This is a genomic window from Enterobacter roggenkampii, assembly GCF_001729805.1.
In the GTDB taxonomy this organism is placed as follows: Bacteria; Pseudomonadota; Gammaproteobacteria; order Enterobacterales; family Enterobacteriaceae; genus Enterobacter; species Enterobacter roggenkampii.
This window is the reverse complement of sequence record NZ_CP017184.1, coordinates 2,997,838-3,011,193: the sequence shown is the minus strand read 5'-3', so window position 1 is coordinate 3,011,193 and position 13,356 is coordinate 2,997,838. Positions and strand designations below refer to the sequence as shown.

Annotated in this window: 10 protein-coding genes; all 10 read left to right on the top strand. The window is 42.4% G+C overall.

The features are described from left to right. Positions 1-11: 11 nt before the first annotated feature. Positions 12-1,403: a colanic acid biosynthesis protein WcaM gene (gene wcaM, locus BFV67_RS14180; protein ID WP_069598523.1), complete on the top strand. Its 1,392-nt coding sequence runs from the start codon at positions 12-14 to the stop codon at positions 1,401-1,403. Positions 1,404-1,579: 176 nt separating this feature from the next. Beyond that, the gene (gene galF, locus BFV67_RS14175; RefSeq protein WP_048223999.1) at positions 1,580-2,473 is read left to right on the top strand and encodes a GalU regulator GalF; all 894 of its coding nucleotides are present in this window, start codon (positions 1,580-1,582) and stop codon (positions 2,471-2,473) included. Between the two features lie 389 nt (positions 2,474-2,862). Next, the gene (rfbB, locus tag BFV67_RS14170) at positions 2,863-3,951 is read left to right on the top strand and encodes a dTDP-glucose 4,6-dehydratase (protein ID WP_047649490.1); all 1,089 of its coding nucleotides are present in this window, start codon (positions 2,863-2,865) and stop codon (positions 3,949-3,951) included. 13 nt (positions 3,952-3,964) lie between these two features. Next, the gene (rfbA, locus tag BFV67_RS14165; RefSeq protein WP_048224508.1) at positions 3,965-4,837 is read left to right on the top strand and encodes a glucose-1-phosphate thymidylyltransferase RfbA; all 873 of its coding nucleotides are present in this window, start codon (positions 3,965-3,967) and stop codon (positions 4,835-4,837) included. 23 nt (positions 4,838-4,860) lie between these two features. Further along, positions 4,861-5,751: a dTDP-4-dehydrorhamnose reductase gene (gene rfbD, locus BFV67_RS14160; protein ID WP_032663233.1), complete on the top strand. Its 891-nt coding sequence runs from the start codon at positions 4,861-4,863 to the stop codon at positions 5,749-5,751. A gap of 15 nt (positions 5,752-5,766) precedes the next feature. Then, on the top strand, positions 5,767-6,315 hold the full coding sequence (gene rfbC / locus BFV67_RS14155; RefSeq protein ID WP_048223992.1) for a dTDP-4-dehydrorhamnose 3,5-epimerase: 549 nt from the start codon (positions 5,767-5,769) through the stop codon (positions 6,313-6,315). A 4-nt stretch (positions 6,316-6,319) separates the two neighbouring features. Beyond that, positions 6,320-7,258 carry a glycosyltransferase family 2 protein gene (locus BFV67_RS14150; RefSeq protein WP_157888820.1) on the top strand — a complete coding sequence of 313 codons (939 nt, stop codon included), beginning with the start codon at positions 6,320-6,322 and terminating at the stop codon, positions 7,256-7,258. Between the two features lie 31 nt (positions 7,259-7,289). Beyond that, positions 7,290-8,123: an ABC transporter permease gene (locus BFV67_RS14145; protein ID WP_048223985.1), complete on the top strand. Its 834-nt coding sequence runs from the start codon at positions 7,290-7,292 to the stop codon at positions 8,121-8,123. Then, positions 8,113-9,459: an ABC transporter ATP-binding protein gene (locus tag BFV67_RS14140; RefSeq protein ID WP_069598522.1), complete on the top strand. Its 1,347-nt coding sequence runs from the start codon at positions 8,113-8,115 to the stop codon at positions 9,457-9,459. Before BFV67_RS14145 ends, BFV67_RS14140 begins: the two co-directional genes overlap by 11 nt. Beyond that, entirely contained in the window at positions 9,449-13,351 is a 3,903-nt protein-coding gene (locus BFV67_RS23870; RefSeq protein ID WP_084833295.1) for a glycosyltransferase, read from the top strand. Before BFV67_RS14140 ends, BFV67_RS23870 begins: the two co-directional genes overlap by 11 nt. The last annotated feature ends 5 nt before the right edge of the window (positions 13,352-13,356 follow it).

Genomic DNA, 13,356 nt, shown 5'->3' with positions numbered 1-13,356 from the left:
GCCGAGGATGTATGCTGAAAAAGATTACCCGACGCACCTTTGTTTCGTCTCTGTCCGTTCTGGCGGCTACGCCGCTGCTGTCGTCCCGCATTGCGCGGGCGGCAAGCGGAAGAACGGTCTCTGTTAATCAGTACAATAACAACGACTGGATCGCGGCCTTTAAGCAGGCGTTTAATGACGGGGACACGGTCGTTGTCCCTGCCGGGCTGACCTGTGAAAACATCAACACGGGTATTTTCATTCCCGACGGTAAAACGCTGCTGATCCGCGGGGCGTTAACAGGCAATGGCCGCGGCCGCTTTGTTCTGCAGGAAGGCAGCAAAGTGATAGGGGAAGGCGAGGGACGGACAGAGAATATCACTCTCGATGTACGTGGCTCCGACTGCGTAATTAAAGGGCTGGCCATGAGCGGTTTTGGTCCTGTGACGCAAATCTACATCGGCGGTAAGAAACCGAGCGTGATGCGCAATCTGGTGATTGATAATATCAGCGTGAGTCAGGCCAACTACGCCATCCTGCGCCAGGGATTCCACAACCAGGTGGACGGCGCCCGCATCACCAACAGCAAATTTAGCCATCTGCAGGGCGATGCGATCGAATGGAACGTCGCCATCAACGATCGCAATATCCTGATTTCCGACCATGTCATCGACAACATCAACTGCACCAACGGCAAGATCAACTGGGGCATCGGCATTGGCCTTGCCGGGAGCACCTACGACAACGACTACCCGGAAAAGCAAACCGTTAAGAACTTCGTGGTGGCCAACATCACCGGCAGCAACTGTCGTCAGCTGGTGCACGTGGAAAACGGAAAACACTTTATTATCCGCAATATTAAGGCCAAAAATATCACCCCAGACTTCAGTAAAAAGGCGGGAATAGACAACGCCACGGTGGCGATTTATGGCTGTGATAATTTCATTATTGATAATGTCGACATGGTCAACAGTGCGGGAATGTTAATCGGCTATGGGGTCATAAAAGGCGATTATTTGTCCATCCCGCAGAACTTTAAGCTCAATAATATTCACCTCGATAACCGCCAGCTTGCGTATAAATTGCGCGGAATACAGATTTCATCCGGTAACGCGACCTCGTTTGTGGCGATTACCAACGTGGAAATGCAGCGTGCTACGCTGGAACTGCACAACAAGCCGCAGCATCTTTTTTTACGCAATATCAATGTCATGCAGGAAGCTGCCGTGGGGCCTGCCCTGAAGATAAACTTCGATCTGCGCAAGGATGTGCGAGGAAAATTCATGGCGAAAGACGAGACGCTGCTGTCGCTGGCGAACATAAAAGCCGTTAATGAGAAGGGGCAAAGCTCGGTGGATATTGACCGTGTCGACCAGCAGGTGGTGAATGTGGAAAGGCTGAACTTTGCGCTTCCGCACAGATAATCGACAATAATCTGTTTTGAGACTATTCCTGGCATAAAAGCGCGATCGAATCAGATTACAACTACAGAAATATGTGATGCTAAGGCGTAACATTGCTTAAGGGTTACGGCAAATCATGCTGGCGAAAACAGGTTTAAGAGCTATAATTCGTCAACCATTTTAAGGTGGAAGAAATAATGATTAATTTGAAAGCAGTCATTCCGGTAGCAGGCCTGGGCATGCATATGCTGCCAGCCACAAAAGCCATTCCTAAAGAGATGCTGCCGATCGTCGATAAGCCAATGATTCAGTACATTGTCGACGAGATTGTTGCTGCAGGGATCAAAGAAATCGTCCTGGTTACGCACTCGTCCAAGAATGCGGTAGAAAACCACTTCGACACCTCTTACGAACTCGAAGCGTTGCTAGAACAGCGCGTTAAGCGTCAGCTGCTGGCGGAAGTGCAGTCTATTTGTCCGCCGGGCGTGACCATCATGAACGTGCGTCAGGCGCAGCCGCTGGGTCTGGGACACTCTATTCTTTGTGCCCGTCCGGTGGTGGGTGATAACCCGTTCATCGTTGTGCTGCCGGATATCATTATTGATAACGCGTCCGCCGATCCGCTGCGATACAACCTGGCGGCAATGGTGGCACGTTTCAACGAAACGGGCCGTAGCCAGGTGCTGGCGAAGCGCATGAAAGGCGATCTCTCCGAGTACTCCGTAATTCAGACCAAAGAAGCGCTGGAGACGGAAGGGCAGGTGAGCCGCATCGTTGAGTTCATCGAAAAACCGGATCAGCCGCAGACGCTGGATTCTGACCTGATGGCGGTGGGTCGCTATGTTCTGAATGCCGATATCTGGGCGGAACTGGAAAAAACCGAGCCAGGCGCCTGGGATCGTATCCAGCTCACCGATGCGATTGCCGAGCTGGCGAAAAAACAGTCTGTTGACGCGATGCTGATGACCGGTGAGAGCTATGACTGCGGTAAGAAAATGGGCTATATGCAGGCGTTTGTGAACTATGGACTGCGCAACCTGAAGGAAGGGGCGAAGTTCCGTAAGAGAATTGAGAAATTACTGACAGAATAAGTCGCAAGATTGTTAAACATAAATGGGTAGCAATGAGCGTATTTGGGCTGTTTACAGCTTAAGCAATCGCTCTTGCTACCTTTTTTTTTGTAAGAATATCAATAGGTAAAATGAGGCTATCCGGAATGTTGCTTCCTGGTTTAGACAGAGATTTTTCCTTGTTTTCATGACTGTTTAAGGGGAGAATAGCGGATTAGCATTTTGTGCCTACATCGGTAAAATCAGGCCTCTGTTCTCACCTTGGGAACAGTTAACATTGTTATTGTTTTCAGTACACTGGTAGCTGGAGAGCCAGGGGCGGTAGCGTGTTCAGAATTCAGCATGCCTTTGCTGACTCCTCAGAAGTGAAGTTTGAAATTTAACATTGCGAAGCAATACGGAATAGTCTTGTGAAAATACTCGTCACTGGTGGTGCAGGTTTTATTGGATCTGCTGTTGTACGTCATATTATTAATAACACCAACGATTCAGTGGTTAACGTTGATAAATTAACCTACGCAGGTAATCTGGAATCGCTGGCAGAAATCGAAAATAATCCCCGTTATGCCTTTGAGCGAGCAGACATCTGTGACGGTAGCGCCATGGCGCGCATTTTCGCGCAACATCAGCCGGATGCGGTAATGCATCTTGCAGCTGAAAGCCATGTTGACCGTTCCATCACGGGGCCTGCGGCCTTTATCGAAACCAACATTATCGGCACCTATGTGCTGCTCGAAGCGGCGCGTCAGTACTGGTCGCAACTGGAAGACGCGCGCAAGTCGGCGTTTCGTTTCCATCATATTTCTACGGATGAAGTGTACGGCGATCTGCCGCATCCCGATGAACTGCCGGCCGGTAGCGATCTGCCGCTTTTCACCGAGACTACGCCATATTCCCCAAGCAGCCCCTACTCCTCTTCTAAAGCATCCAGCGATCATTTAGTGCGTGCGTGGCGTCGTACCTACGGCCTGCCGACGCTCGTGACCAACTGCTCAAATAACTATGGCCCGTATCATTTCCCGGAAAAACTAATCCCGCTCATTATCCTTAACGCTCTGGCAGGTAAACCACTTCCGGTGTATGGCAATGGCGAGCAAATTCGCGACTGGTTGTTCGTGGAAGATCATGCTCGCGCGCTTTACAAAGTGGTGACTGAAGGAACGATTGGCGAAACCTATAACATCGGTGGTCATAACGAGCGTAAAAACATCGACGTCGTGAAAACAATCTGCGCCATTCTGGACAAAATCATTGCCGATAAACCGGCAGGCATTACCCATTACGCCGATCTGATTACCTATGTAACCGACCGCCCGGGACATGACCTGCGCTACGCTATTGATGCCAGCAAAATTAAAAACGATCTGGGATGGGTGCCTCAGGAAACCTTTGAGTCAGGTATCCGTAAAACGGTTGAGTGGTATTTGAAAAACGAAAGCTGGTGGAAGCGTGTAATGGATGGCTCCTATGCGGGCGAACGTCTGGGACTGGCAGAATAAAAAGGAAATTATGATGAAAGGTATTGTGCTCGCTGGCGGTTCCGGAACCCGTCTCTATCCGATTACCCAGGGCGTGTCTAAGCAGTTATTGCCTGTTTATGATAAGCCAATGATTTTCTACCCCATTTCTGTGCTGATGCTGGCTGGCATCCGTGAGATTTTGGTGATTACCACTCCCGAGGATATGCCCGCGTTCAAACGTTTGCTGGGTGATGGCTCGCAGTTTGGCATTAGCTTATCTTACGCAGTACAGCCCTCTCCGGATGGTCTGGCACAGGCATTTATCATTGGAGAAGAGTTCATTAACAATGAGCCTTGCGCCCTGGTGCTGGGAGATAACATCTATTTCGGTCAGAGCTTCGGTAAGAAACTGGAAGCGGCATCGCAAATGACAAGCGGAGCGATGGTCTTTGGTTATCAGGTGCAGGATCCTGAACGCTTTGGCGTCGTGGAATTTGATGCGAACTATAAAGCGCTGTCTATCGAAGAGAAACCGTTAAAACCCAAATCAAACTGGGCGGTCACCGGGCTCTATTTCTATGATAAGCATGTCGTAGAGATGGCAAAACAGGTAAAACCCTCAGCACGCGGCGAGCTTGAAATTACCACGCTTAACCAGATGTATCTTGAGCAGGGGAATCTGCAGGTTGAACTATTAGGGCGCGGATTTGCCTGGCTGGATACCGGTACCCATGACAGCCTAGTGGAAGCGTCACAGTTTATTCATACCATTGAAAAGCGTCAGGGTATGAAGGTGGCATGCCTGGAAGAGATTGCGTTCCGCAAGGGATGGTTGAATGTAGAGCAGGTAACTGCCCAAGCTAAAATGTTAGCTAAAACCGATTATGGGCGCTATCTGCAAATGCTGATCGGCGAGAAAAAATAAGTTTAAGGCGCTGACGAGATAAAATGAAAATCTTATTAATTGGCAAAAATGGCCAAGTTGGTTGGGAATTGCAACGATCTCTTGTGACATTAGGGGATGTGGTTGCAGTTGATTATTTTGATAACACGCTATGCGGAGACTTATCAAATCCCCAAGGAATTGCACAAACTATTCAAACAGTAAAACCGGATGTAATCGTCAATGCAGCGGCACATACTGCTGTAGATAAAGCAGAGACAGAACAAGAACTATCTCGTTTATTGAATGCAGATAGTGTAGAAGTAATTGCTAAAGAGTCAGCAAAACTAGGGGCGTTACTGATTCACTACTCTACTGATTACGTATTCAATGGCGAAGGTACGCATTATCGTAACGAAGATGAACAGACTGGTCCGTTAAATGTTTATGGCGAAACTAAGCTTGCTGGGGAACTCGCGGTAGCTAAACATAATGCACGCCATTTTATTTTTCGAACTAGCTGGGTTTATGCAACGCGTGGTGCGAATTTCGCTAAGACCATGCTGCGTTTAGCAAAAGAGAAAGAAAAATTATCTATTATTAACGATCAATTTGGTGCTCCGACAGGAGCCGAACTTCTTGCTGACGCTACAGCAATTGCAATTCGCACGGCAGTGCACAATCAAAAACTCTTTGGAACTTATCATTTGGTCGCCAGCGGTGAAACGACCTGGTTTGATTATGCGCAATATGTTTTCTCCATAGCTAAAGAGTTGGGTGAAACACTTTCAATAAAAGAAGTAATAGGTGTTGATACATCCGCTTATCCAACGCCAGCAAAAAGACCTCACAATTCGCGTTTGTCAAATAAGAAATTCCAGACTGCATTTGAGGTACAATTACCAGACTGGAAAGTTGGTGTTAAACGTGTCGTTACTGAAATACTCGGTAAGTAATGTAGAGATGTGACAATGAATGTAATTAATACAGCAATTCCAGATGTGTTTATTTTTGAACCAAAAGTATTTGGTGATGCACGTGGATTTTTCTTTGAAAGTTTTAATCAGAAAATTTTCGAAGAGATAGTAGGTCGAAAAGTAGAATTTGTTCAGGATAACCACTCGCAATCCCAGAGAGGAGTGCTTCGTGGACTACATTACCAGTTGACTCCCCATTCTCAGGGAAAGTTGGTTCGTTGTGTTGAAGGTGCCGTATTTGATGTCGCTGTCGATATCCGTAAAAACTCAGCTACATTTGGCAAATGGGTTGGAGCAGTTTTAAGTGCTGAGAATAAGCATCAATTATGGATTCCAGAAGGTTTTGCACATGGTTTTCTGACACTTAGTGAGACTGCACAGTTTCTTTATAAAGCGACAAATTTTTATGCCCCACAATCAGAGCGTAGTATTATCTGGAACGATCCAGATATTGCAATTGAGTGGCCAACAGTCGAAGCTATAATTCTCTCTGCAAAAGATGAGCAGGGTTTGCCTTTATCTAAAGCAGAGTTGTATCTCTAACTGTATGATATCCGATAACAATATTGCCGTCTTAATATGTACGTTTAATGGCAGCAAATTCCTTCGTAAGCAACTTGATTCGATTATTTCTCAAACGTATACATCTTGGGAAATTTTTGCTTCAGATGATGGTTCTACTGATGACACTCTCGATATTCTTAAGGAATATCAGGCTCGTCTGGGAAAGAACAAATTGCATATCATTAAAGGGCCAGGCAAGGGATTTGCCTGGAATTTTCTCACGCTACTACAGAAATGTGGTGGGGCGTATGATTATTATGCTTTCAGCGATCAAGATGATGAATGGCTAAGTGATAAGCTGGAACGGAGTTTAGGAAAAATAAGCTCTTTAGAAATAGACAATACAAAGGTCCCAGCATTACATTGCGGCAGGACAATGCTTGTTAATGAAAAAGATGAATGCATCGGATACTCCCCATTATTTTGTAAAAAGCCTTCTTTCCGTAATGCGCTGATACAAAGTATAGCTGGCGGTAATACGATGTTATTTAATCAGGCTGCACGTAATATTATAAACTTAACTCCTCACGATTTTAAGATTGTTTCGCACGATTGGTGGGTTTATATTTTAATTTCGGGCTGCAATGGTATTATTCTTTATGATGAAGTACCAACAATAAAATATCGTCAACATACTAATAATATAATAGGCTCTAATCTCGGATGGCGTGCACGCTTGCGAAGAATCAATGGATTATTCGATGGCCATTTTCGTGACTGGATACAATGCAATTTAAATGCGTTAAATGCAATGCCGTTGCAATTATCAAAAGAAAGTCGTTGGATATTAGAAAATTTCATTGAAGCCAGATCATCACATCTCATTACTCGCATAATAAAATTCAGTAAAATTAAACTATATAGACAAACTTCTTTCGGTACAATTGCATTCTTAATAGCGGTTCTTTTCAAGAAGATTTGATTCTTCAGCAAAATTACTATGAGGTATAATAGTGCTGCAACATGAAAATCATAGTTCTTCACTATGGTCATTAATAAGTTGTCTTTACAGAAACAAAAATGTTATTTTTGAGATGAGTAAAAGGGATATTGTAAGTCGTTATAAAGGATCATTTATTGGTATATTCTGGTCTCTGATAAATCCTATATTTATGCTAACAGTCTATACATTTGTATTTTCTGTTGTTTTTAAGGCTCGATGGGGACATGGTGCGGCAGATGAACCTAAGACCCAATTCGCATTAATACTATTTGTTGGAATGATCATTCATGGCTTTCTGGCTGAGAATTTAATGCGTGCGCCTGGTCTAATTTTACAACATGCAAATTACGTTAAAAAAGTAATCTTTCCATTAGAAATATTGCCGGTCGTAACTTTATTGTCTGTACTTTTTCATACTTTCATTAGTTTCGCCGTATTGATTTTGGCTTTTACGATCTTTAACGGTATACCACATTGGACTGTATTACTGGCACCACTTATTTTCCTTCCTATGATTATCTTTACTGTTGCTGCTTCATGGTTCTTATCAGCACTTGGTGTTTATCTTCGCGATATAGGGCAAATTATTGGCATTATCACTACGTTATTGCTGTTCCTTGCTCCTGTGTTTTATCCGTTGTCTGCTTTACCACCGGTGTTCCAACATATTGTAATGATTAACCCACTAACTTTTATTATTGAGGAATCACGGAAGGTAATTATTTGGGGAGGGACGCCAGACTTTAAAGGTTTAGCTATTTATACTGTAGCATCAATAGTTTGCCTATGGTTAAGTTATATCTGGTTCCAGAAAACAAGAAAAGGATTCGCAGATGTCATCTGATAATTATGCGATTGAAGTCAAAAATATTAGCAAATGTTATCAGGTATACAATAAACCTGTGCAAAGATTAAAACAAATCCTCTTCGGGAAGCAAAAAGAACACACGGAACGTGTCCAACGCGTAAATTATGATGAGTTCTGGGCATTACAGGATATTAACTTTGTTTTACCAAGAGGAGAGACCCTGGGGGTAGTGGGAAAAAATGGCTCTGGCAAATCAACGCTATTACAGATAATTGCCGGGACACTTACGCCTACTTCAGGCTCTGTTACTATTAATGGTCGTGTAGCGGCACTACTAGAGCTCGGTGCAGGTTTTAATAATGAATTCACAGGACGAGAAAACGTTTATCTTAATGCCTCTCTATTAGGTTTAAGCAAGGAACAGGTTGATAATAAACTGGATGATATTTTAGCTTTCGCTGATATTGGCCATTTTATTGACTCCGCAGTTCGCTCATACTCCAGTGGGATGTTGGTTCGTCTCGCTTTTGCTATCCAGGCACAGCTAGATCCTGAAATATTAATTGTGGATGAGGCACTTGCCGTTGGGGATGCAAAATTTCAAGCAAAATGCTTTAATCGACTTAAAAAATTAAAAGAAAACGGAACTTCAATACTTTTTGTTTCACATGCGACAGAGCAGATTGTAACGCATTGCGATAGAGCTATTTTACTTAATGATGGCTTGCTGTTAGCACAGGATCGACCAAAAGTGGTAGTGAATCAGTATCTAGATCTACTATTTGGAAAAAATAGCAAAGCCAAGCAAGCAGAAAAAAATGTTGTAGAAAATAATAGCAATATTTCACTTTCAGATAACTCTCCCAATGTTAATTGGGAAGATAACCAAGGATATGAAAAACGCTTAAATTATAATCCTTCTGAATATCGTTGGGGGGATAAATGTGCCGAAATCTCAGATTTTATACTGGCGCAGGGTAAAGAAATATATCCAGTAATTCTTAATAACAAACAAAATATTAGTTTTAAATTTAGGATAAAATTTTTCCAGGAAATTGTACGTCCTATCTTTGGGTTTGCAGTAAAAACCAAAGATGGTGTAACTATTTATAATACTAACACTGAGTTGCAAAGTATTATCATTGCTGATATTACAAAGGCCGGGCAAGAACTTAATATAAATGTCTTGATGCCCCAACAACTCTATCAAGGTGATTATTTCATTTCTGTTGGAATAGCAAGCTGTGATGCCAATGGTGAGGTTATTCCGCACGATCGGCGCTACGATTCAATACATATTACTGTTGAACCGACAGAAGAATTCATCGGTCTGGTTGATTTAAGGGCTAAGATAAGCTGTGATGAAAAATAATTTAACGACGAAATTAAATGACTCTTCGTTTATCTTTAACGATGACATCAAAGTTTGGACGAAAGAGAAAGTAGCTCCCTTCATGTATAGTGATGGCGATGAAGCGGAAAATTATCTTATTTCTGTACTCGAACAGACCCAAGACCATAGTGTTTTTTCAGACGAACTAAAGCCATGGATTAAGGATTGGCCTTCATTATATCATTTATCTTCACGTCGTTCTAATCTCTTACAACCCTTTAAAAGTTGGTTCAATGGTAAACGAGTCTTGGAAATTGGTTGTGGCTGTGGAGCAATCACTCGTTTCCTTGCCGAAGCTGGTGCGACGGTAATTTCCGTAGAAGGTAGTATTCGTCGTGCACGGATTGCCAGCAAGCGATGCGCTGACTTAGAAAATGTCACTGTAATTTGTTGTCCTAGTGACCAGCTACCCGATTTAGGAGAGTTTGACGCTGTCATGCTTATTGGGGTGCTGGAATATGCATCGATGTTTCTCGGAACTGACGGTGATACAACGTTATTACAGAATTGCCGTGAACGACTAAATAACAACGGATGCTTATTTGTCGCTATCGAGAATAAAATTGGCGCAAAATATCTTGCTGGTGCAAATGAAGATCATCTCGCGGTACCAATGGTGGGGGTTAATGACGCATATAAAGATAAATCTGTCAGAACCTATGCGCGACAAGAATTGATTAACAAACTTACTGGTGCAGGATTCCCTCAGACGCAAGAGTTTGTACCTTTGCCTGATTATAAACTCCCTGTCACCGTTGTATCACCTATAGGTACGACAAAATATTCCCCACAACTTTCATCGCTCGCTGTAGAATCTGTTGCTGCAGATATGCAAGGCGTAGCAGATTATCATTTTTCTCTTGAACAATTTAATCATGTTGTTTGGCAAAATTCTTTGGCGCCAGAATTAAGCAACTCTTTTTTAATGGTTGCTGGAAACAATATTTCAGAAATTTTTAATCAGAGAATTTTAGCTTGGCACTACTCTGATGCCAGGTCGCAAGAAAATAACAAAGAAACCGTTTTTAAACTTGATGATAATGAACAAATAAATGTAATTAGCAAATCGCTATCTATTGAAAACGACGAAATATCTATTAATGAACCTTTTTATCAAGGTGAAAGTTTATGGCGTGAAGTTGTTCGTATTGTTAACCTGCGTGATTGGACAGTGTCTGAGTTGACAGATGTATTTATAAAATGGCTAAAAGTTATTGCTTCACCAAGTGATGATGTAATTCCATCCTTTGAGAATACAATCTCTAACGATTATTTTGATGCACTTCCATTTAATATTATTAACGACGGAAATGGTGGCTACACTATTTTTGATAGGGAATGGGACAACGGTAAAACTAGCAAGTTTGGTCTGATTGCCTGGCGTGGAGTATTCCACTCGCTCTTTCGAATTAAATCATACGAATCATCTTCATCAGTATTTGCCAAAACTTATTTTGATCTGGCTTCCCAGGTATTGCAGCATATTTGGCCTGACATTCCTTCTACCGCTTTTCTTGAATGGGCTGAAGAAGAAGCTCGTTTTTCTGTGGAAGTAACGGGGAGAGACAATTATCAATCACTCCTTGATGTAGCCTTAAACTCAACGATAAGCTATCGAGTTAATGTAACCACGCTGAAGCAGCAGATTACTATACAAGAAAATGAGCTTCTGGCGACAAAGGTTCATGTCGATAATTTAACAACACAACTTGAATCTCAGCATAACGAGTATGCTTCTTACCTGAACAATTATGAGTTGCTCTGTCATCAACTTGATTGGCAAGCCAATGAACTAGATAGATTGCAAAATGAATTATCACATCAGGCAAAATCTGCAACGGAATTAGCAGAGTCTTTGAAAAAAATTGAGGAAGAAAAAGCATTAATGTTTAATTCCTTAAGTTGGAAGTTAACTAAGCCGTTACGTTTTACAAAGCGGGTTGCTTTGGCGCTTTCTCGGCGTGGAACACCTAAAAATATGCATTTAAAAAGTAAACTATCACGTCTGAACCAGGTTCTTAACTTGAAAAAGAATCAGCTTGGAGGCTATACACAGTTAGCGCTTTGGTCATATCAACGTTATCGTTCGTATGGTTATACTGGTTTTATAAGCAAGCTCAAACGTGCAATGAATCCACTTCCTGTATCATCCAATGCGGTACCGATTTACGGATATGAACAATGGATCGAGAAGCATGAAAATATTGACAGCGTAAAGTTGACGGCCTTTTCCTCCCGGCTAGCTTCATTTGAGCATTTGCCAACGATAAGTATTGTTATGCCATGCTATAACGCACCTGTAAAATATTTATGCGAAGCTATAGAATCAGTTCGCAATCAAATTTATAGCCGCTGGGAACTGTGTATTGCCGACGATGCTTCAACTTCGGAAGAAACCGTATTAAAGCTGAAAGAATATGCGGCACTTGATCCTCGAATTAAAATTACTTTCCGCTCGAAAAATGGGCACATATCAAATGCAAGCAATTCTGCTATTGAATTAGTGACAGGTGAATATGTTGCTTTGATGGATCAGGATGATTTACTGCCTCGACACGCGCTTTATAAAGTGGTTGAAGCGATTAATAACCAACCTGATGTGCAGCTAATTTATTCAGATGAAGATAAAATTTCAGCCGATGGAGTACGTTGCGAACCCTATTTTAAGGCAGACTGGAATCGTGATCTTTTTCTGTCACAGAATATGTTCTCCCACTTAGGGGTATTCAGCAAATCCCTCATTGATAAAGTTGGTGGTTTCCGACCTGGTTTGGAAGGCAGCCAGGATTATGATCTTGTTTTACGTTGCCTCGATCACGTAACGGAAAATCAAATAGTTCATATTCCAGAGATTCTTTACCATTGGCGCATTATTCCTGGTAGTACAGCCTCAGGGGGCGAACAAAAACCATATGCTTTCCTGGCCGGTGTTCGTGCAGTTGAAGAATATCTTGAGCGGAATAATATTGCCGCTCAGGTAGAAGAGGCTAAACAAGGTATGTTGATGCTGCGGGTAAAATATAACTTACCTAAGCAACTGCCTTTGGTCAGTATAATTATTCCAACAAGAAATGCGAAAGCATTAGTTAAACAGTGTATAGACAGCATATTTGAAAAAACAACTTATTCGAACTTTGAGATCATTTTAGTTGATAATGGTAGTGATGACCCTTCTTCGTTAGATTATTTTGCTGAGTTAAATGAGCGGGATAATATCCGTGTTGTTCGTGATGATGGTAACTTTAACTTTTCGCGCTTGAATAATGAGGCAGTTAAAGTAGCGAAGGGTGAGTTGTTATGTCTCATGAATAATGATATAGAGGTTATTTCACCTGACTGGCTTGACGAAATGGTTAGTCAAGCAGTACGTCCTGAAATTGGTGCTGTTGGGGCTAAATTACTTTATCCCAATGACACTGTGCAACATGCAGGCGTCATATTAGGATTAGGGGGGATTGCCGGTCATGCGCATCTGGGGATACATCGTAACGACCCAGGCTACTTTGGAAGAGCTAATCTTGTCCAAAATTTTATAGCGGTTACTGCTGCATGTCTTGTAATACGTAAAGAAATTTATGAAAACGTCGGTGGGCTGAATGAAAAAGATTTTGCTGTAGCCTTCAATGATGTTGATTTCTGTATACGTGTTCATCAGGCCGGGTATCATAATCTTTGGACACCATTTGCCGAAATGTATCATCATGAATCAGCGACTCGAGGGAGCGATCTGGCACCAGAGAAAATTGAACGATTCAAGCAAGAAATTAAATCAATGGAATTGTTATATGGTAACATTCTCTTTAATGATCCTGCTTACAACCCTAATCTTTCATTAGATCTAAGTTTTGGTTCATTTGCTCTTAAACGATAATTAGA